Source organism: Bifidobacterium asteroides, assembly GCF_030758775.1.
Lineage (GTDB): Bacteria > Actinomycetota > Actinomycetes > Actinomycetales > Bifidobacteriaceae > Bombiscardovia > Bombiscardovia kimbladii.
On the sequence record NZ_CP132384.1, the window covers coordinates 255,132 to 276,084 of the forward strand.

The window sequence follows — 20,953 nt, forward strand, 5'->3', positions numbered from 1 at the left end:
GTTGACGGATCGCTGTTGTTTCAAGAGATGATGCTCGTTCGGTAGTAGATCCTGGCGGCAAAAATGTCGCCTGCTCTCAAGATGGGTTTTATGGGGTCGTCGCTGTTGATGGCGTTGGGTACAAATTCGCACTCAAGCGCTATGCCTTCCCTAGGCCCATAGCAGTGGCCATCTCTAGCTCGGGTGTTGCTCAGATAGTCACCGGTGTAGATCTGGATTGCGGGTAGATCAGAAAAGACGTCGAGTCGAATGCCGGTCTTCGCGCTGGCTAGTGTGGCCATATGGCCGAACTGCCGGGGGCTTTTGTCGATCGGATAGGCATGGTTGTAGCCGTGCCCAAGTCTGATCTGGTCGAAAGCCTGATCGCGCCGCTCACCGATGCTGCAGGGTTTCCTGAAATCCATCGGAGTATCGGCCACGGCCTGTCGAGAGCCTGTTGGTATGGCATCCTCACCGAGGATGGGGCAGAACGTATCTGCATTTATCTGCAGTGTGTGATCCAGAATATTGCCAGATCCATCGCCATCCAGATTGAAGTAGGCATGATTGGTGAGATTGCATATGGTGTCTGTATCCGTGGCGCCTTCGAAAGTTATTTCGAGTCCGTCATCCTGAAGTCTGTAGCATACCGTGATCGACATGGCTCCCGGAAAGCCTTGATCGCCGTCTGAGGTATCCATCCTCAAGGTGACATGCCGGTCGTCGTACGAATCAGTCGTCCACAGCCGGTGCTCGTAACCGTCAGGGCCGCTGTGGTTGTTGTTCTTGCCGTCGTTCGCTTCTAATCGGTATGTGCGTCCATTCAGCTGAAACTGGGCATTGGATATTCTGTTGGCATTGCGTCCGATGATGGCACCCAGACAGCAGGTGTCGGCGCAATAGCTCGCTAAATCCGGGCATCCCAGGACTATTTGCCTAAGTTCTCCTGCACTGTCCGGGGTGAGGAAAGAGACGAGCCGCGCTCCGAAATCGGTGATTGTTGCCGATTGTCCCTGTCCGTTCTGGAGCTTGAACAGGTGTGCGACTCTGTCATCGTCTAATCTACCGAATTCGCTGGCAGACATGTCCGCTGCTTTCATGCTGCCGCCTTGGTTGCGGCGGAACTGTTCATCAATATATGTCGATGTGAGAGTTCGTCGCTAAATAGGTTGACCTGGATGTGGCTGGGATCTTCGGACATAGCCTTGGCGAGCAGATCCGACGCCTTTTGCGCCTTGCCCAATCCGATGTTGGCTAAGGCCATGACATACAAGCAATGAATGTGGTTCATTCTTGTGTAATCTTTGTCGTAGATTACGAAGTCAGGAAGGGATACTGCGAAGTATTCTATAGCTGCTTGATCGTTCAGGTGCTGTTCGCCGAAGTCCAGCAGGCGGTAGAACCTGGCATTGGCAGGTCCGTGTTCACCCAGTGCAGCATGGGCTAGGCCCTGGTACAGGATCATTTCTGCAGGCTGATCATTATAGAACATTGCCCCCTTGACCTCGTCCGGTCCGATGGTCGCTTGACGGAATTGAGCTTTTGCGGCATCATCATGACCCATGTGTGCCTCGACCAGGCCTAAGAGATAATGCAGATCGTTGTCTTTCTGTCCTTCGAGCTTTCCCTCGCCCAGATTTTCTGGGTAGGACTGGGCCTTGGTCAGCAGATCCTTAGCTGTTTGCCAGTCTTGGGCATTCATTGCGTCCTTTGCCATGAGCGTCAGGCTGATGCGGTATTGGGCTGTGATCTTCCCCTCTCCGCCTTCCCAAGGATGGAAATGTCGCTTGCCCATCAGTTCATAGGCTTCGCGATAGTTGCCGGTCATGTTGAGCACTGTCAGATACTCGATGTACAAGTCATCTCGCTCTTGAACGGCGTTGAGATTGCGGCGGTATTCGACCAGACGCTGGCTGTAGGTCCATCCAAGCATCCGGCGGAGTTGATCCAGCTCCAGGAAAATGCTGGAATCTGTTGGATCGAGGCTGAAGGCCTTTTCCATCTGCTCTAGGGCACCGGCTTGGTCATGTCGCTTGTTATAGTATGCCAGGGATAAATTGCGGTGGACAGTGGGGAAGTTCGGATCGTTCTGAGCACTGGTCTGCCACAGCTTGATAGCCCTGTCTGATTGAAGCTTGTCGTAATAAAGGCATCCCAGATAATAAGGTGCCTTGGCGTTGGCGCCCATCTTCATCGCAGTCTGAAGGACCTGAATATCGTCCAAGGTGTTGGGGAAGCAGCAGTAGCTGTCGTCTTCCTCGCCTTTCAGGACAGCTTCCTTGGCTTGGTCAGTACGATTCATGGCTGCCAGGTAATAGCCTTTGTAGTAGTCCAGCATCGGATCCTGGCCTTTGGCTTGGTTCAGCATGGCCAAGGCTTCATCGTAGGCTCCGAAGGACGCGTATTCGCGAGCTGCTTTGATGTGGTTCTTCGTGAATCCCCGGGTAAGGTCCAAATCGTGTTTGTTGCCTGTGGTCAGGTAGTGCTCGTATTGTGAGACGAAGTCAAATGCGTCCAAGGCGAGGTTCTTCTCCACCTGGCTGGCGGCCTCGTCAGTTCGGCCCAATTTACGCAACAAGTAGGCTTTGAGCCCTCTAGCCCTGATGTTCTCGGAGTTCTTCACCAGGCTTCTGTTGACGAAGTCCAAGGATTGAGACCAGTCGCCGCGGCGTGCGCTGATTGCGGCGAGATAGAAGAAGCCCATTTCTTGCTGGGAATCATCCCAGGTCGACTTGTAAAAGGCATCGTATGCCTGATCTTCCAGTCCCAGATACCAATTGGCCAAGCCGAGATTGAAGTATGGTTCTGAATCATAGGGGTTGGGGTTACGGCTGGTTATGCGATCGATGGCCTTTTGGAAATGTTCCTTTGCTTTTTCGAATACGCCACGTCGTAGCAGAAGCAGGCCATAGGCATTGTTGATCCTGGCATCGCCGGGGTCACGTTGCAGTCCTTCCAGATAGTAGGGATCGGGACGATATGTGGCATGGCGGTACTGTTCGAGATGGGTGCCGATTAGGAATAGCTCCTCATTGGTGGCGACATCGCTCGGTTTGGGTGCGGCTTTTGCGGGGCTGGGCAGTTTGTCGATAGTATCTGGTTCCGGAGTGTAAGAGACGAGTTCCTTGCCGGTGTCTTGGTCAGTGACCGATACGGTCATGTCTGTGGGAGCCGCCCCATGAGTGTCGAACTCTTCAGTGAGGATATTGACGGGGCTCAGTCGAGTGGTTCGTTCGAGTAGGGTCTCGCCTTTACGATTCGTGACCTTGACCAGACCATGGTCTACAAGGTGTGTGGCGTACACGGTTACCCGGCCCTGCCCATCCGACAAGCCGCTGCCATCGACGCCTTCGGTCTCTCCGGCGGCTTTCGCGGGATCAACAGGGCCAAACTCCATGTTCACAGCAGCATCTAATGTAGCGTTTTTAACCAGACCACAGGCTTTATACGGCATGAAATACTGGGTGAAACGTTTGGTTTCGAAAGGCTTGAGCCAGCTGAAATCCGGCTGGTTGTCAGTGAATACACCGGTCATGAGTTCGGCATAGGGCCCATTGTCATCGGTCAGGTTCCGATCCCAGGCATGTCCAAAATCACCGCTACCCCAGACCCACTGCTTCTTGCCGGGACTGATGTGGTGGTCGGCATAATGCAGGATGCCGGCTTGAGCTGCATAATCGTATCCACCAACGAAGTCGTACTTGCTTCCAGCAGCCATATAGGAGGTAGGAACGGGGACGTTCTTGTATCTGCCTATGTCCACGCCTTCTGAATAGTCGTGCTTGTAATAGGTGCCTGTGGCGATAGGATATCTGCTCACGTCGCGTTTGCCGTGATCCATCACCGCTGTCACATCCGGAGGCATGACCGTCTTGGTATGGTCGTTGACAGATACAGCTGGGTTAGCCCACCAAAGGAAAGTCTGGGGAAGGCTTGTGCCATTGTAGAGATCTCCCGTGATGGCTATGTACGCTTTACCTGGATAGAGGGCGATTGTAGTGACGACCTCGGTGCCGTACATCTGGTCGACATCATGACATTGGACACCCTTGCCACCATTGGCGAGGTCGACAAGACGGTAATCAACTGGACTGAAAGTAGTAGGGCGATGGTGTTGAGGCCAGTTAAATTCGATGCCTCCCGAGATCCACGGTCCTGTAAGGCCGACCAGTGCAGGCTTGATGACATCGTTTCGGTAAACGAAATCGTACCCGTTGGTCTTATCCTGGGCATATTGGATTCTGCCCCCTAGCTCGGGGAGCACGGTTACCTTTATATATTCATTCTCAATGATGACTGCTTTGTATGACTTGTCTTCCTTGGTGTCTTTGATGGAAGTGATTACAGGGTACGGATAGACCTTGCCCGAGGATCCCTGATAGACGCGTTTTTCAATAAATTGAGGATTCTTATCCGGTTTGCCGACTCCGTAGGTGGGAATGACCAAGGTGGTGTCCGAAATTTTGACCTGTTCGGTTGACGACATTACCTGCTCCTTTGTCTTTTAAGGTTATGTCTGGGGGAGTCGAGCGGCCCGAAGCAGCTCCGATGCTGTCTCCTTACGTCTCACACTAAGGCTGGATAATTGGGTTGCGACCAGTAAAATTGTCCTTTTATTTCGGATTCTTGCTATTAGTAGGGGGATTTGTGGCCTCGTGCCGGTTCGGTCTGTCGATTTTGAAATCACAGATTCTGATGGGTAAGTCACAGGCGGCCCATTTGTGACTTGCACTTCCAGCGACTCGAGGTTGTACCATCGGGCCGACTGAACATCAAGGAAAGGTGGGACTATGACACTTGCAGATAAGACAGTGTTGATCACTGGAGCTTCGTCCGGCATCGGGGAGGCCACAGCGAGGCTGTTGGCGCAGCGAGGGGCCAAGGTGGTGCTGGGCGCTCGCCGCAAGGATCGGCTGGATACAATCGTCAACGACATCGTTCAGGCCGGTGGCCAGGCGGCCTCCATGGCTCTGGATGTGACCGATCGGCAGGCCAATAAGGACTTCGTGGCTTTCGCCAAGGAGCAGTTCGGCGGAGTGGACGTGGTATTCCTCAACGCCGGACTCATGCCTAACTCGCCCTTGTCGGCTCTGCATGTGGACGAGTGGGATAGGACCATTGACGTCAACCTCAAAGGCGCGCTGTACGGCATTGCTGCGGCCCTGCCGGAGTTCATCGGGCAGCGACATGGTCAGTTCATCGCCACCTCTTCGGTGGCTGGACTCAAAGCCTATACTGGCGGGGCGGTCTACGGGGCAACCAAGTGGGGTCTGCGTGATCTGATGGAGGTGCTCAGGATGGAGTCCGCCCAGGAGGGGACGCATATTCGTACCTCTACCATTTATCCGGCGGCCATTAAGACTGAACTACTAGAGACCATCACGGACAAGCAGACCCTGGCTGATATGAATAAGACCTACGACAGCTACCAGATTGATCCCGAGCGGGTGGCTCAGGTGGTGGTCTTTGCCATTGATCAGCCTGAGGATACCAATGTATCGGAATTCACCGTAGGCCCCACCATCCAGCCCTGGTGAATTCCTCCGTCACTGCCTTTAGTCGCCGTTGGAGGAAAGAAGACGAATGCCGGCTTGGGCCATGGCCTTTCGAGCCTCGACGCCCTGATCCTCGCTGACCGGGACAGTCAGATCCTCGCAGACCGTGACCTGGTAGCCCAGCTTCGCGGCATCTAGGGCCGTCTCCTTGACGCAGTGCGATTCGGCGATGCCGACTATATCCACTTGGTCGATGCCAGCTTGCGCCAAGGCATCGGCCAGGGTGACGCCTGATGACTTGGCCGCAGCGAATTCCTCCCTACTCTGGATCCGATCAGTGTTGTCTTCGATACCTTCGAATCCGGAGTAGGCGGCGGAATACTGACCCTTTTTGAAGTGATGGGTGATACCCAGCCCACGAATACTGGGATGCAGCTCCGCCCCGGGCGAGCCCGCTACGCCGTGTTTGGGCCAGGTGTCCACGAAATCCGGGTGATCGGACCAGTGAGATCCAGGCTCGATGTGCCAATCCTGGGTGGTGGCCATGTAGGCGTAGTCCCCGGCATGGTCGTGGACATAGTAAGCGATTTTGCTAGCCGTGGCGTTGCCTCCCTCGACTCCCAGTTCGCCTCCTTCGCAGAAGGTCGGTTGAACATCCACGACAATCAAAGCCTTGGACATGGTGATCACTCCCTTGGTCGATGCTGACGGTAGACAGAAGGAATACCGGTTGAAGCTCCTGGATCATTTCCTCTTATGTATCAGTCTAATTCCCGCAAATACATCGCTCCTTCCGCTTGAGTGGATGTGGACAAATATGGCGGCGAATCATCATCTTGTGGACATGATGATAAAGGAGGCAGCAAGGGTGATCAGACGTGGTTGTGCGAGGCGGATTCATACGGACTTTTGGGGTGTTTGCTCGGTATCCTAAATGCCGGGATTGTACGGGATGATAGCCGGCGCTTACGGGCCGTCCCTTCCGTACGATGACGGAGCGAGCATCGTTCCAAGGGAGGAGATGCGGGTATGAGGATCAATGAGTTCGGACAGCTCGTTGGTGATGCGGTTTCGTTTGCAGGGGCCATGATGCCGAAACCTGTCAACTTGACTGGCAGGACCGTTCTGGTAGTGCCCTTGGAAGAAAATCAAGGCGATGCCTTCTGATGAGCGGATTTTCGGTCCGGATTGTGACGAAGCCATCATGACCTATAGCACCCACGACCTCTACCCTGATAGACCAGCATTCGACTCAGACTTCGCATCTATGATTGCAAGCCGGGATCCACTCTTCTTTGCCATTCTCCGCAAGCCGTCTGCACCTGAATTTGGTGCCGGTCAGTCTGCAGGTGGGAAGGACGCGGATATGAGCGAACATGTGAAGCTTCATGATTCGTCGGTTCTGTTGGGCATGTATGCTCTGATGCGGATTCGGGCGAATATGGGAAGCGTCGAGATGGGCCATGTCATCTACACCAGGGAGCTGCAAAGAAGCAGGCATGCTACCGAGGCCCAGTATCTGATGGCTCGGCATGTCTTCGAGGACTTGGGCTATCGCCGATACGAGTGGAAGTGCGACAGCCTCAACGCGCCCTCCCGGGCGGCTGCGCTGAGGCTGGGATTCAAGGCTGAAGGCCGGTTCAGAAACGATATGGTCTACAAGGGCCGCACTCGGGATACGGATTGGTTTCCATAACTGATAGTGAATGGCCGGCCGTAAAAGAGCGGTTGGAGACCTGGCTGGATGACGCCAATTTCGATCAGGATGGCAGGCAGAAGCGCCGTCTGCAAGATTGCTGAACTATTGTTGATCTGAATGCAGCCGCTTAAGGTTGCATTGCTGAATCCTTGGTAAAGCCGAAATAGGCATTCATGGCTCGGGCTGTGGGAGTGTCATTGCGGCGCATCAGTGCAAGAGGAGCCCCTTCAAACAGCACCTTGCCGCCCGCGCTCCCGGCTCCTGGGCCCATGTCGATCACCCAGTCAGCCTGACCTATGAAGCGCAGGTTGTGTTCTATGGCGATGATAGTGAGTCCTTTGCTCGCGATGAGTTTGCGCAAGAGCGCAATCTGCTGCAAGATATTGGATTCGTGCAGGCCACTGGTGGGCTCATCCAAAATCAAGGTCTCACGAATTCCGTCTTTGAGCAGCTTGGCCAGTTTGAGGCGTTGCAACTCACCGCCTGAGAGCGTATCGAGAGCTTGCCCAATGGATAGGTAAGACAGCCCGACGTCCTCCAGTGCCTTCATGGCTGGCCCCAGTACTTCACGATATTGGTGCATAGCTTCGCTGGCAGTCAGTTTCAGCACCTGAGCAATGCTGAAACCGCGATATCTGGCAGACAGAGCCTGCGTTGAATACCTGGTTCCATGGCAGCTTTCGCAGACAGTGCTGGTATCACCCATGTAAGCAATATCCAGGGTGACGACTCCCTTGCCCTTGCAAACCGGACAGGCTCCAGCAGCGTTGAATGAAAAGAGTGAAGGGGATTCACCTGTGGCCTTGGCGAAGGTCTTACGCAGCGGGTCGAAGACGCCCAAGTAGGTCAACAGGTTGGAGCGTCCACTGGCCTTGATCGGCTTCTGATCCAGGAGTATGGCATCGTGCTGAGCCATGAAGCCTTCCCTGATCAGCGTGCTCTTACCTGAGCCGGCCACTCCGGTCACCACAGTCAGCATATGCCTGGGTATTTTGGCGCGGGCTTCTCTGACGTTATGGGCAGTGACCTTGTCTATTGTGTAAAAGCCATGTGAAGGCGCCGCTGGTTCGCTCACTACGCCTGGATCCGACAGGGCTCTGCCAGTGGTTGTGCCGCTTTCCAGCAGAGACTGGTAGTCCCCCTCGAAGACGATGCGTCCGCCTGCCCTGCCTGCTCCTGGCCCCATGTCGACGATATGATCGGCGATGGCGATGAGCTCGGGGTCATGGTCCACGATCACCACCGTATTGCCCTTGTTCCGCAAGCCCTTGAAGATTTTCTTGATCCCAGTCAGGTCATGGGGATGCAAGCCAACGCTCGGTTCGTCAAAGATGTAGAGAACATCATTCAAAGGGCTGTTCAGGCAGTTGGCGATTTTCAGACGCTGTCCCTCTCCTCCGGAAAGCGTAGAGGTGCCACGCTCCAAACTCAAGTAGCCCAGACCAACCGTTATTAGGTTGACTATCTTGCGCTTCAGGTCCTGCAGAATGGTGTCAGCCTGATCGTCATGAATTTTTCCCAGCCAGTCCTGCAGGTCAGCCACGCTCATGGCAGAACAGTCAGCTATGTTCAGTCCGCCGATCTTGGCTGAGCGGACCTTGGCGTTGACCCTGGCCCCTTGGCAGTCAGGACACTGGGCGATTCGTGTAACCTGCTCGAGCTCATGCTGGTATTTGTCGGCGTTTTGGTTGATAAAGGTCTTGGTGATTCGGGGCACCAATCCCTCAAACATGGCCGTCTTGTGCCAGTTGGGACTAGGGTGTGCCGGTCTTTGCTTCTTCCCGTAGAGCAGGAGGTCAAGATCACTGCTGGTCCACTCACGTAAGGGCAGATCGTTGTCAAAATAGCCTGAGTCCGTATACCTGGTCAGTCTCCAGCCGCCCGGCTGGAAGGTGGAAAAGTTGATGGCGCCCTGATTCAGCGAGAGATCCACGTTGAGCAGGCGATCAAGCACTAGGCTGCGTATAGTTCCCAGGCCCTGGCAGGTCGGGCACATTCCCGCAGGATTGTTGAAGGAGTACGTCATGGAGTACCCGATGAATGGCTGGGCCATACGGGAGAATAGCAGGCGCAGGGCAGTGTAGATATCAGTGTAGGTGCCTACGGTTGAGCGAGCATTGCCCGAGAGCTGCTTTTGGGTTACGACAATGGAGAAGGGCAGGTTGTCGATTCGGGCGACTTCCGCAGGTTCATACTTGGGCAGGAGCTGCTGAATGTAGGAGCTGTAGCTGCGATTGATCATGCGCTGTGATTCGGCTGCCAGCGTGGAAAACACAAGAGACGACTTTCCTGAACCCGACAGGCCGGTGACCACGGTGATGGCCCTCTTGGGTATGGCCAGCGAGACTTGCTTGAGGTTGTGCGTGGAGGCCCGATCAATAAGAATGTACTCGGTCCTCATTGGGCGACTCGCTCCTGGCGTAGCTTGTTGATAAGCCTGTTGGCAAGAGTAGCGAACTCTTCCTGTTCGTCTTTGGACCAGACCTGTCGGGCATCTTCCTCAAGGGTCTTATGGTGTTGATCGATGATGTCAAGCATGTCCCGGCCATCCTGGGTCAGATTGGTCTCCAGCTCTCGCCGGTCGTGGGCGTCAGGCACCTGCCTGATGTATCCGAGATCGCGCAGAGTGCTGAGGTTCTTGGAGACCTTGGATCGGGTTATGCCGAGTCGCTGACCAATCTGTGAGGGCGTGGACGCTCCTGTGCGCAGAACGGTGAGGATGTCGAACTGTTGCCAGGTGATGTTCCCCGGGTTGACCCTGTTGCGCTCTGCTACGAATTCGCACTGCAGATACATGAGAGCATCGTAGAGGGAGGACGGATTATTTGATTTCATTATAGAAACTATATCATATCGGAAACTATCTATCGCCCGGATAGCTTGCTTTTCTCTGAATTCGTTCTTGTCTGACTGTATCGACTGATGAAGCCACGTCTCAGGAGGTTCAATATTGGCCTTGTGTTGTTGAAAGAGCTTCTTGCATGAGAGCAGGCGTGTGTCTGCCTGGTGGATCCCTTGATGCGGTTTAGCAATTTTCTCTGTTGGTCGCTCCAAGGTAAAGGAGGTCTATTGGACTAAAGGCTCGTGATTTGTTGACAGCGGCGGTGGGATGGAGTGTCAACTTATCATCCTATCAGTATTGCTTAGCCAATCGGCTATGCAGAACGACGATACTGAGGCCTAAATGCTAGGTAAACCAGCATGCCCACCGGTCGGAGAGGCTGAGCTAAGGCTCTTCTTTTGCTCGAGCCTCCTGTATTAAGAACGTTGATGAATAGGTTCTTGTATTTCCTTGATTTGACAGCTAGGCCTTCTTTGTTAAGAATGTAGCATGCTACATTTTGGAGAGGTGGTATCTTTTGGAGCTCTCGGAGAAGCGGCCAGAGGGATTGGTCAAAATAGCCAACACGCTGCTGGAAAAGCACATGAATGAGTGTGTGCGGAGCATCTTTCCCAATCTGACTGGTCCCCAATTTGTCATGGTCTATTACCTGTATGAGCATGAGGGCCTGGAGGTGACGCAGAAGACGGTGGGCGACAGGTTCCGTTTGAGCCATCCCACGGTTCGGGGAGTTGTCAAACGGCTGGTCAAGGCAGGATGGTTGACGGCAAAGCCTCAGACTGATGACCGACGTCAGATGGTTCTTGAGCTTACCGGACATGCGCGCAATGAGCTGGATGCCCACCAGGTCGAGATCCGGCATGCATTGGAGGCCACGGGCAAGCTTGCCTTGAAAGGGTTCGATGAGCGGGAGAGCAGACAGCTGATCGGCTACCTGGAACGGATCATTAGAAATATGGAATCCTGATCTGTTTTTAGTCGGAGCATGCAGGCTTTGGACCGAGCCGGTGAAGGACGGGGAGGATGCGGTATGAATAAGGATGGCGGCAAGGGGAAAGGCAGCAAAGACGGGGCTAGGGGAAGTCGTACTGCGATGATGGGCACGCTTTTGGCAGGGGCCTTCCTGGCCCTGATGGCCGAGACTTTCCTTAACAATGCTCTGCCAACCATTATGGCGGAATTCCATGTGTCCCAATCCACCGCACAATGGCTGAGTACCTCCTATCTGCTGGTGGTGGGGCTGATGATACCCGTATCGGCTTGGGTGTTTTCCAATTTCCGGTCCAAGCACACCTTCATAGCCATGATGGCTATTTTCCTGACGGGCTCCTTGGTCTGTATCTTCTCCGAAGGTCATTTCCTCCTACTGTTGGCGGGCAGAATCATCCAGGCCGTGGCCGCTGGATCGTTGATGCCTTTCATTCAGAATGTGGTACTGCTGCTTTTTCCGCCGGATAGGCGCGGTGCGGCCCTGGGTGTGGTGGGCCTGGTGGTGGCCTTGGGTCCTACGGTTGGCCCCACGCTCTCGGGGTTTGTTCTGGAGCATTGGTCCTGGAGGGCCTTATTTGTGCTGCTTGCTGCCTTGAGCGCCGTGATTCTGGTGGCCTCGTTCTTCCTGGTCTACACGGTCAACCACCAGGTGAGAACCCGGCTGGAACGTGCCTTCCGTGGTATATTCCTGCCTAGGTTTCGGGCTCATTCTTTATGCCCTGTCCGCCATAGGGGACGCGGGTGGTGCGTCAGTGCTTGACTTGGGATTGCTGCTTGCTGGCGTGCTGGTAGTAATCCTGTTCTGCCGGCGCCAGCTGCGTCTGGAGTCGCCGCTGGTGAATTTGCGTGTTTTCACGAACGCTACTTTCAACCTGACCAGTCTGCTCAGCACCTTGAGCAACATTGCCATGGTAGGGGTGGAGCTGGTGCTTCCCCTGTACCTCCAGAATACGCGCGGGTCAAGCGCGCTCACCTCTGGTCTGGTCATGCTGCCGGGAGCCATTGTCATGGGCATATTCAACCCGCTCTCTGGTCTGATCTATCAAAGAATCGGAGCGAGGAAGATTTCCCTTTTGGGGTACACGGTGCTGCTGGCCGGAACCTTGCCAATGATATGGTTTGGCACCACTACGAGTCTTATTGTGATCGCCTCCTCTTATGCTCTGCGCCTGGCAGGAGTGGCACTGGTCATGATGACCACTTTCACCGAGGGTATCAACGCACTGCCCGCAGAACTCACAGCCCACGGCAACGCTGCTGCTTCGACTGTCCGCCAGGTGGGAGGCTCGCTGGGTACAGCTGCAGCCATGATGATCGTCACCATCGGCGCTCAGCGCAGCAGTCTCAGCGGAGCCACTCCAGCCCAAGCTCTCGACCAGGGCTACCAGTGGGCCTTCATCTTCCTTATGCTCGTAGCCCTAATCGGCCTGTGTGCCTCGCTTTTCCTTAAGCGGCATAAAACTGAGAATGAGTAAGAAAGGTATTTTTTCGCTTTCAAAGCAGGGATCGTTGCTGACATCGATTGACTCATAATGTTAACGAGCAGGATTCTGGATTGGCGAAGTGAACCTTTGCTGCCAGTGGATACAAGCATTAAGAGATTCATTACAGGCCCCAGACACGCATGCGTAAGAGACGATGAAGATAGAAGAATCAACTTATCCATCGTCTTTTGCAGTGCCTGGCAGCCCATTTCGGATCCAGACTGCTTCTCGGGCGCAGACCAACACCATCCGGAATAACTCAAGCCCGAAAAGATACCAGAATCAGTCAAGCAGGGAAATACCGAGGAGGTAGAAAACAACTATTGTGCAGGGCAAGGCCAGGAATTCGACAAGGAAGAGAAAAGCGTTATCCGATACGGGGCGAAGGAAGCCCTCGGTAATCGAATCAGTTATGCTCTTGCCGGCGATGCATCCTAAAAATAGCAGAATAATTGCATGCACCGGCGACCATACCCTTGTGCTAATGCCCGATTGCAGCAAAGGCATGGCGCTTATATAGATGTTCGAAATACAAACTGATTTGAAGCACGTTTTCTCATCGCATAACCTGCAATCTACTGTGGTTGTACTTAGCGCTTAGACCAGAAGAGGCGCCTATCAGCCTGGCGACCAGAATTGCCAGTGACTTTTCCACCCCGGTCTCGAACCTGCGAGGAAGCGACCGGTGATTCGCTTAAGTAAGATCACCCGTCGCACAGCATATGGGTGCTAACTTGTAGCTGGTGACGGGCCTGAGCACATCTTCGCCTGCATTTGCCATAAGTCTGCAAAGGCATGGCTCTGAACTTTCTCTGTCCCGCTCTGCTCGCAGCCTCTTGTCGCCTCCAGACATTCCTGACTTGCGAGGTGCTTAGATGATGAGGCACTTTATCGTAACAAGACCGCCTAGCTCGCTATATTAAACGACCTGCTAAGACCGAACAAAGGGGAAAGCAAGAGGATCGACAGTGCAGAGAATGGCAATGTCGATATTGTGCGTACAAAAAGAGTCTTGGGCCACTGTCCAAGACTCTGCTGGCGGAGGATACGAGATTCGAACTCGTGAGGGCGTGAACCCAACACGCTTTCCAAGCGTGCGCCATAGACCACTAGGCGAATCCTCCAAGGCTGCAATGAACGGGGTCGTAGCCTACGTGACCCTTATCAAGGCAACTAGGAAATAGTAACACAGGGCGGGGATTGCGGGCCAGTTCAGACGTGTCGCCGGCAGTTCCCGCCCTGTTTCTGTATTACTTGATCTGATCCATGGAAAGGCCAAGAGCCTCAGCCACGCGCTGGCCGTAATCCGGGTCGGCCTGGTAGAACTGCCTGGTCTCGAGAACCTGGATCTCCTGGTCATCGACAGAGCCCAGAGTGTTCTTGATGGTCTGGATCAGGCGGTCCTTCTCTTCCGGGCTCATCAGCCTGTAGAGACGGCCGGCTGCAGAGTAATAGTCCTTGTCGTAGGGACGGGAGTACTCGGTTTCCCCTTGGACAGCATCGCCATGCATACGGGCATCGTTGTCCTCCACGGGGCCACCCTTGCTGTTGGGCTCGTAGTTGACCGATCCGTCCTGCCCCTGGGACATGAACCCATCGCGCTCGTAGTTGTGGACCTCGTTGACCGGACGGTTGATGGGCAGCTGTTCGTAGTTGGCGCCCAGACGGTAACGCTCGGCGTCCTTGTATCCGAATAGCCGGCCCTGCAGGAGCTTGTCGGGCGACGGCTCGATGCCGGGGACGAAGTTGGCGGGGGAGAAGGCCGCCTCCTCCACATCATCGAAATAGTTGGTCGGGTTGGTGTCCAGCACGAACTCGCCTATCTCAATGCGCGGATAGTCCTTCTTGGAGACGACCTTGGTCACGTCGAAGATATCGTCCTTGTAGTCCAGGCCCTCCTGGTAGGGCAGGATCTGCACGCAGACCTTCCACTTGGGGTAGTCGCCCCGGTCAATGGCATCGTAGAGATCATGCAGGAGGAAGTCAGTGTCCTCGGAGGCAACCTTGGCGGCGGTCTCATCGGTCATGTTCTTCACGCCCTGCTCGCTCAGGAAGTGGTACTTGACCCAGAACTGCTCGCCTTTCGCATTGACCCACTTGAAGGTGTGGCTTCCGTAGCCGTTCATATTCCGGTAGCTGGCAGGGTTGCCCCTGTCGCCCATCAGATAGGTGACCTGGTGCACAGACTCGGGGGAGTGCGACCAGAAGTCCCACTGCATCTCCTGGCTGCGCAGGTGGGTGGCCGGGTCGCGCTTCTGCGAGTGGATGAAGTCGGGGAACTTCAGGGGGTCATTGACGAAGAAAATGGGGGTGTTGTTGCCCACCACGTCGTAGTTGCCCTCCTGAGTGTAGAAGCGCAGGGCGAAGCCGCGCACGTCGCGCAGGGTGTCGGGATAGCCGGATTCGCCGGCCACCTGAGAGAAGCGCAGCAGGATGGGCGTGGTCTTGCCTGCACCGTTGAATACGTCGGCCTTGGTGTATGCGCTCATGTCCTTGGTCAAGGTGAAGGTTCCCTTGGCTCCGGCGCCCTTGGCGTGGACTACGCGCTCTGGTATGCGCTCGCGGTTGAAGTGGGCCAGCTTTTCGAGGAGCTGGTAGTCCTGCATGAGGATGGGTCCGCGGGTGCCCGCCGTCTGGCTATGGTTGTTGTCTGCCCAAGGCTGCCCTTCGTTGGTAGTGAGTTTGTCGTTCATGTCTGCTCGATTCATCTGACATCTGTGATTTTTGCAATTGACGGTCCCAAGCTGGCCAGGTCTGCGACCCAGCTCCTGGTTAACCACTCGATCGCTGATAGCAGAACTCTTGATAAAATCCTGCTATTCTCCACCGTATCTGACAAGGGATGGAGTTGGTGGATATGCGCGCAGAGCGAGAGTCAGATATGTCACTAATCAAACCAGTGCTTTATGAAACCTAAGGGTGATGGGTCTGCTGCAGACAGCATTGCAAGAAAGCCGCCGCCACTGCCTCATTCATTAGGCAAATGGCGGCGGCTCCCATTAGAGCACTGGCGCTCAGAGCATCTGTATCAGTTCGCCCACATCCTGGATGACCAGCTGGAGGTTGAGCCCGGTCAGGACAGCCACCACAATCCAAGCCAGGAAGGCCATCCATCGAGGGTTGGCATACTTGCCCATGATTTTCTTGGAGGAGGTGAACCAGACCAGGGGGATCATGGATATGGGCAGGGCAACGCACAGGAAGACCTGGGAGTAGACCAGGAGGCTGTCCAGGGCGGATTCCTTGCCGCCGAAGGCGATGGTGCAGATCAGCACGGGGATGATGGAGATCACACGGGTGACCAGCCTGCGCAGCCAGAGGGGGATCCTCATGCGGATGAAGCCCTCCATGACGATCTGTCCGGTCAGGGTGCCGGTGATGGTCGAGTTCTGACCGGAGGCCAATAGGGCTACGGCGAAGAGGGTGGAGAGCAGACCGGAGGCGACCGGGCCGGCGATGGTCTTGTCGCCGAGAGCGTTGTAGAGGGCGGTGAAGGTGTCCAGCCCTTCGCCGTGTCCGAAGAACATGGCCGCCCCCAGCACCAGCAGCAGGCAGTTGACCACGAAGGCGGCGGACAGCTGGATGTTGGAATCCCAGGTGGCGAAGCGGACCGCGTTGGCAACCTGACGGTCGTCGTTTCGGTCGAAGTCGCGGGTCTGGACGATGGATGAGTGCAGGTAGAGGTTGTGAGGCATGACCGTGGCACCCACGATGCCCAGAGCCATGGTCAGCTGGCCGTTACCCAGGATGGCCTTGTCGGGGATGAACCCGCGGAAGACTGCAGGCACGTCCGGCCTGGCCAGGAAAACCTCGTAGAGGAAGACCGCCATGATGACCAGGATCAGCGTGGCTACGATGGCTTCGATGCGTCGGAAGCCGATCTTGGTCAGCAGCAGAAGGATGAGCACATCCAGGACGGTCAGCGTCACCCCTAGGATCAACGGAATGCCGAAGAGCAGCTTCAGGGCGATGGCTCCGCCGATCACCTCGGCGATGTCGGTGGCCATCACAGCCAGCTCCGTGCAGATCCAAAGGACGAAGCTGAGCCGGCGACTGGTGTGCTGGCGGGTGGCCTGGGCCAGGTCCAGACCAGTCACGATTCCCAGCTTGGCCGACATGTACTGCAGCATCATGGCGATCAGGCTGGAGATGAGGATGACGCTCATGAGCAGGTAGCCATACTGGGCGCCGCCGCCGATGGAGGTGATCCAGTTGCCTGGATCCATGTAGCCGACTGCCACCAGAGCGCCCGGGCCGGAGAAGGCTGCCAGATTCTTCCAGAAGGAGGAGGTTGAGTTGGGCACGGAGATTGTGGCGTTGATCTCTTCCAGGGAGCGCCCGTTGGCCGTCTCGATAATGGGATGGGATTGGTGCTGCCGACTGGACGGCGGAGTCCTGACTTCGGATCCGGCTGGGCTGGCGGACCCTGAGGCGGGTCGGGTCTGAGTGTTCGGCATGTCACCTTCCTTGATTCTGGACCATGGCGGTCGCGCGGCTGTCTATAGACTTCGACCCTTCGAAGTCTAATGGCGCTTGATGAAGAATACCAGAGGTGATCTGTGACAATGTCGAAATATGCCTGCAGGGTTGCTCTCGGATCGCGCCTTGGATCTGTGCTATAGACTGTGGAACATGGGAATTGCCGAATTGTCTTCCAGCGCCCAGGATTATCTCAAGGTCATCTGGGATCTTCAGGAATGGGACAAGGGCCCTGTACAGCCCACTGCGGTGGCCGAAAGGACGGGCATGAAACAGTCGACGGTTTCGGGCGCGCTGGGCCGTCTGGTCGATGCTGGCCTGGTCACTCACAGGCCTTACGGCAAGGTGGAGCTGACTGAGACCGGTCGTCGCTATGCGGTCACCATGGTCCGACGCCACAGGCTGCTGGAGACCTTCCTGGTGCAGGTCCTCGGTTACGGCTGGGATGAGGTGCATGAGGAAGCGGACAGCCTTGAGCACGCCGTCTCCGACAAGATGGTGGACCGCATCGACGAATATCTGGGACACCCCACCATGGATCCGCATGGAGATGCTATACCCTCACCTGAGGGGGACCTGCCGCCAATACCTACAACCACAAGGCCTCTCTCGGAAGTATCTACAGGGACGACGGTAAGGGTGCAACGAGTCAGCGACGAAGATCCTGATTTCCTCCGATACCTCGGTGAGAGAGGGATAGGTCCGGGCTGTGTACTAGCTATATCACAAAACAGAAGAGGATTGATTAGTATACGATCAGAGCAAGTTCCTGCGGCTGTACAGCGTGCAGATGAAATGTCGGATGTTTTAGAACTGATGCCTGATCAAGCCAACCGTATTCAAGTTAGTCTGTTAACGCATAAAGAATCTAAATAGTAAAATCCCGAAAGCGTTGTTATTCGCCATGCCTCGCCAGCATGTTCAAAGTTGTACTGACAGGGGCGAGGTCCGAAAAAGCGAAGGCAAGGAGCAACTATGATTAGGCGGTTGACAAGATTGAGCTCACGGGGTGGCCAGGTTTTGAGTATTTCTCCCAATTTTGACAATACTTACGGTGTCTCGGACGCAATAGGTTCGTCGGAGATTTTGGAACAGCCACTTTCATCAAACCAGACAGATACCGCCGATGAGGTCCAACTTCCTCTAATTAAACGAATTAAGACATCTAAATGGCTGGCATCGTTTCTGGGTATCTGTTTAGCATTTCTAATTGTTCTGATCTGGTTTCCTAAAAGCCAATCCATGTGGACACTGCCGATTCAGGAGATCGATGCCCCGTCCCACTATTACTTCATCCGCAAACTTATGCGCAATGGGGTTTCCGCGGCCCTGACCCTCAATCCGAACGGCTCCTTCTACCCACCCCTCTTCCATCTCCTGGTCTATGCATTGATCAGCATCTCTTCTATGTTCGGGTCTGGTCTTAATATTTTCGCTTCCTTGAATATCGTATGGATTGTGGCTTCTGGCCTGATTTTTCCTGCTGGCATGGCACTCTGGTGCTCCTACTTTCTCCAGAAGAGCAGAGGCTGGGGTAAGGAGGTTATCAGCTTTCTGGTCCCCGTTTTGTCAGTGTCTTCTGCTGCTTTTCCTTTCTGGCTTCTCAGAGCTGGTCCTCTGATCGCCTATGGATTCGCATCCTGCATCCTGCCTTTTCTACTTTATGGAAGTCTCAGGCTTATGGATCTTCTGACCGGGGTCGATCCTGGGCGGTCTCGAGCCTTGGTCCGTTGGATTCTGATCGTCCTTGCGTTATTCTTAATGATTTGCTTTGCTCAGCCTCGTGTCGCCTTCACATACCTTGTTCTGGTGGGATTCTTTGCTCTTATCAAGCTTCCCAGGAAGTTTCTTCTCTCCATACTTGCTCTTGTCCTGGCAGCCGGGGGACTCTTCGGCGCATATGTCATGTATCGCGACCCAGGCAAGAATTACTTTCACCCGTCCACCTGGTTCCATACTTTCCAGCCCACCCGTTCTTTGTCGGGTGCCTTGGGAATCGTGATTGGTGATGGGATGTCCGGATTGGCAGGGGTGAGTATGGGCTTGATGGTCTGCTTGGCTCTTTTTTCTTCTCTATTTTTATCGGAAGAACGCAAATGGCTTGGGGCTGCCTTAGTGCTGACATTTCTGCTTGTGGGCTTGATATTCGTCTGTAGCGCATCCCTAACCGGGTCTATTGCTAACTTGTTGACGGCTGCTTGGTACCGGGGGGAGACAAGGACTGTTAGCATGATACCTTTTGCTGTAGTGCCCCTTCTGGCTTTTGGGACGGATTGTCTGCTTGTCAATGGTCCTGACTTGCTTCGTAGGACGATTCCGTCCGTTGACTGCGCAGCCGAGGGGCTGATGCCTTGGGTGCTTTCGAGTCTGATGGTCATTCTGGTTCTCTTGGCTAACTTTTCAAACCCGATACGCATCGAAATGGCTGGTCAGATTGCTGACACCACAAGGCTGTTCAGCACTACCCAAGGTGCCCAGCTAACCACCCAGAAGAAGCAGGTCCTGGATGATTTGGCTACTCGAATCGAGCCTGATGCGGTCGTCATCTCTGATCCCATGAACGGATCAATGTATGGGATGACGCTGAACGGAACCAATATGCTCTACCCTGTCTATAACCCCATGCACACCAAGCACGGGGCCATCTTTGGGCAGGTGGAAGAGGCTTTCGCTTCGGGTGACAGGAATATTTTGTTAGATAGAGCCTGCCCTGTTCAGACCAATTACGCTCCCGAAAGTCCTCGCTCTGCACCGACGTCCGTCTATTTCCTGGCGATGGGAGATCAGTCCGACAGTCTGCTCATGTTTACCTATAAGGATCAGTACCTGCCGTTCCATGACCAGTCGATTATCGATAGATATGTCAACCAAGGCGCTCTGAAGCTGATCCGTGATTACAGTGATGGAGATTCTGCCAAGACAAATTGGGCTTTGTATAGGCTTGCCTGCCGTTGATTTATCTAGCGTCTCCCGATAGGTTCAGTTTTACTGACAAGCTCTTTTTGTGTGTCCTCTTTCTTCGGAACATCCTCAACAGACTTTTCCCTCCTGCGTAGGTAGGTGAAGGTGTTCGTGTTGCGAATGTATGATTTCCGGTCGTTCCTGGCAAGGATATCCAGGATGACGCCAGTGAAGATACCAAGCAGTCCCATCAAGATCAGGAGCACCGAGCAGACCAATGTGGGAAATCGCATGACTACGCCTGTCCTCCAGAAATCGATGATGACAGAGATCAGAAATCCTAGGCCTAGCGCAGTCAGGATAGATCCGCAGGAACCGAAGAAGGACATGGGCCGATACTGCCGTATCATTTGGAAAATTGTAGATAGGACCCTCATCCCGTCACCAAAGGTGTTCAGCTTACTGACCGAGCCATGGGGGCGATCTCGGTACTTGACCGGCATCTCATAAAGACGAAGATTCTTATCAAGGCTTTGGATTGTCATTTCGGTTTCGATTTCGAACCCGGTCGAGAGGATAGGGAAGGTTTTGACATAAGCGAAGGAGAAAGCCCTAAAACCGGTCATTATGTCGTTGATGTTGGCATGGAAGCACCAGTTAATGGCTCGTCTTACCAGTCTGTTCCCGAAGTTATGGAAAGGTCGCTTATTCTCTGTGAAATAGGTTGAGCTGAGCCTGTCGCCGATAACCATATCATAGCCATCGATGATTTTCTGGACCATGGCCGGGGCCTGCTCGGCAGGGTAGGTGTCATCGCCATCCACCATGATATAGATGTCAGCGTCGATGTCGCAGAACATAGCCCTGGTCACGTTCCCCTTACCTTGTCTTGGCTCGTGGCGGACTATGGCACCATGTGTTTCAGCTATCGAAGCTGTTTCATCAGTTGAATTGTTATCATAGACATAAATGCGTGCTTCGGGTAGATAGAGGCGAAAATCGTCGACTACTTTGCCTACTGTGCTGGCTTCGTTGTAGCAGGGTATAAGCACGGCGACATCCATATGGTTCTCGTTCGACATAG

The 20,953-nt window shown here is 54.5% G+C and carries 16 protein-coding genes and 1 tRNA gene; 8 read left to right on the forward strand and 9 right to left on the reverse strand.

Features of this window, described 5'->3' with window-relative positions; all coding sequences use genetic code 11:
* Positions 1 to 20 precede the first annotated feature (20 nt).
* Positions 21 to 1,079: an aldose epimerase family protein gene (locus RAM15_RS00910; protein WP_306221673.1), complete on the reverse strand. Its 1,059-nt coding sequence runs from the start codon at positions 1,077 to 1,079 to the stop codon at positions 21 to 23.
* Positions 1,076 to 4,465, reverse strand: a complete 3,390-nt coding sequence (locus tag RAM15_RS00915) for a DUF5107 domain-containing protein (RefSeq protein ID WP_306221674.1) — start codon at positions 4,463 to 4,465, stop codon at positions 1,076 to 1,078. Before RAM15_RS00915 ends, RAM15_RS00910 begins: the two co-directional genes overlap by 4 nt.
* Before the next feature lie 304 nt (positions 4,466 to 4,769).
* On the opposite strand from RAM15_RS00915, the gene RAM15_RS00920 reads away from it, so the two are divergent.
* The gene (locus RAM15_RS00920; RefSeq protein ID WP_306221675.1) at positions 4,770 to 5,516 is read left to right on the forward strand and encodes an SDR family oxidoreductase; all 747 of its coding nucleotides are present in this window, start codon (positions 4,770 to 4,772) and stop codon (positions 5,514 to 5,516) included.
* Between the two features lie 18 nt (positions 5,517 to 5,534).
* Here RAM15_RS00920 and RAM15_RS00925 read toward each other — a convergent pair whose 3' ends face one another.
* A complete protein-coding gene (locus RAM15_RS00925) occupies positions 5,535 to 6,155 on the reverse strand; it encodes an isochorismatase family protein (RefSeq protein ID WP_306221676.1) in 621 nt (206 codons plus the stop codon).
* A 348-nt stretch (positions 6,156 to 6,503) separates the two neighbouring features.
* Here RAM15_RS00925 and RAM15_RS00930 point away from each other — a divergent pair, with 348 nt between their 5' ends.
* Positions 6,504 to 6,641 carry a hypothetical protein gene (locus RAM15_RS00930; RefSeq protein ID WP_306221677.1) on the forward strand — a complete coding sequence of 46 codons (138 nt, stop codon included), beginning with the start codon at positions 6,504 to 6,506 and terminating at the stop codon, positions 6,639 to 6,641.
* 199 nt (positions 6,642 to 6,840) lie between these two features.
* Positions 6,841 to 7,170, forward strand: coding sequence for a GNAT family N-acetyltransferase (locus tag RAM15_RS00935; protein WP_372338660.1), 330 nt, complete (start codon positions 6,841 to 6,843; stop codon positions 7,168 to 7,170).
* Positions 7,171 to 7,300: 130 nt separating this feature from the next.
* Here the strand turns inward: RAM15_RS00935 and RAM15_RS00940 are convergent, their stop codons facing one another.
* Complete coding sequence (locus RAM15_RS00940; RefSeq protein WP_306221679.1) at positions 7,301 to 9,574, reverse strand: ATP-binding cassette domain-containing protein; 2,274 nt, start codon at positions 9,572 to 9,574, stop codon at positions 7,301 to 7,303.
* Entirely contained in the window at positions 9,571 to 10,008 is a 438-nt protein-coding gene (locus tag RAM15_RS00945) for a MarR family winged helix-turn-helix transcriptional regulator (RefSeq protein WP_306221680.1), read from the reverse strand. The genes RAM15_RS00940 and RAM15_RS00945 overlap by 4 nt, the downstream gene beginning before the upstream one ends.
* Before the next feature lie 602 nt (positions 10,009 to 10,610).
* Between RAM15_RS00945 and RAM15_RS00950 the strand changes: the two genes are divergently transcribed.
* The 3 genes from RAM15_RS00950 to RAM15_RS00960 all read left to right on the forward strand — a co-directional run bounded on the left by RAM15_RS00950 (position 10,611) and on the right by RAM15_RS00960 (position 12,480).
* Entirely contained in the window at positions 10,611 to 10,982 is a 372-nt protein-coding gene (locus tag RAM15_RS00950) for a MarR family winged helix-turn-helix transcriptional regulator (RefSeq protein ID WP_306221681.1), read from the forward strand.
* Between the two features lie 63 nt (positions 10,983 to 11,045).
* Complete coding sequence (locus RAM15_RS00955) at positions 11,046 to 11,765, forward strand: MFS transporter (RefSeq protein ID WP_306221682.1); 720 nt, start codon at positions 11,046 to 11,048, stop codon at positions 11,763 to 11,765.
* Between the two features lie 22 nt (positions 11,766 to 11,787).
* A complete protein-coding gene (locus RAM15_RS00960) occupies positions 11,788 to 12,480 on the forward strand; it encodes an MFS transporter (protein ID WP_306222211.1) in 693 nt (230 codons plus the stop codon).
* Positions 12,481 to 13,525: 1,045 nt separating this feature from the next.
* Here RAM15_RS00960 and RAM15_RS00965 read toward each other — a convergent pair.
* The 3 genes from RAM15_RS00965 to RAM15_RS00975 form a co-directional block, all read right to left on the reverse strand.
* Positions 13,526 to 13,613 (reverse strand) — tRNA-Ser (locus tag RAM15_RS00965).
* 126 nt (positions 13,614 to 13,739) lie between these two features.
* Positions 13,740 to 15,182 carry a catalase gene (locus tag RAM15_RS00970; RefSeq protein ID WP_306221683.1) on the reverse strand — a complete coding sequence of 481 codons (1,443 nt, stop codon included), beginning with the start codon at positions 15,180 to 15,182 and terminating at the stop codon, positions 13,740 to 13,742.
* 321 nt (positions 15,183 to 15,503) lie between these two features.
* Positions 15,504 to 16,946, reverse strand: a complete 1,443-nt coding sequence (locus RAM15_RS00975; RefSeq protein ID WP_306221684.1) for an Nramp family divalent metal transporter — start codon at positions 16,944 to 16,946, stop codon at positions 15,504 to 15,506.
* Between the two features lie 175 nt (positions 16,947 to 17,121).
* Between RAM15_RS00975 and RAM15_RS00980 the strand changes: the two genes are divergently transcribed.
* Together RAM15_RS00980 and RAM15_RS00985 are read left to right on the forward strand one after the other, a co-directional pair.
* On the forward strand, positions 17,122 to 17,844 hold the full coding sequence (locus tag RAM15_RS00980) for a metal-dependent transcriptional regulator (RefSeq protein WP_306221686.1): 723 nt from the start codon (positions 17,122 to 17,124) through the stop codon (positions 17,842 to 17,844).
* 99 nt (positions 17,845 to 17,943) lie between these two features.
* Positions 17,944 to 19,923 carry a DUF6541 family protein gene (locus RAM15_RS00985; RefSeq protein ID WP_306221687.1) on the forward strand — a complete coding sequence of 660 codons (1,980 nt, stop codon included), beginning with the start codon at positions 17,944 to 17,946 and terminating at the stop codon, positions 19,921 to 19,923.
* Positions 19,924 to 19,928: 5 nt separating this feature from the next.
* Here RAM15_RS00985 and RAM15_RS00990 read toward each other — a convergent pair whose 3' ends face one another.
* The gene (locus tag RAM15_RS00990; RefSeq protein WP_306221688.1) at positions 19,929 to 20,951 is read right to left on the reverse strand and encodes a glycosyltransferase family 2 protein; all 1,023 of its coding nucleotides are present in this window, start codon (positions 20,949 to 20,951) and stop codon (positions 19,929 to 19,931) included.
* Positions 20,952 to 20,953 lie beyond the last annotated feature (2 nt).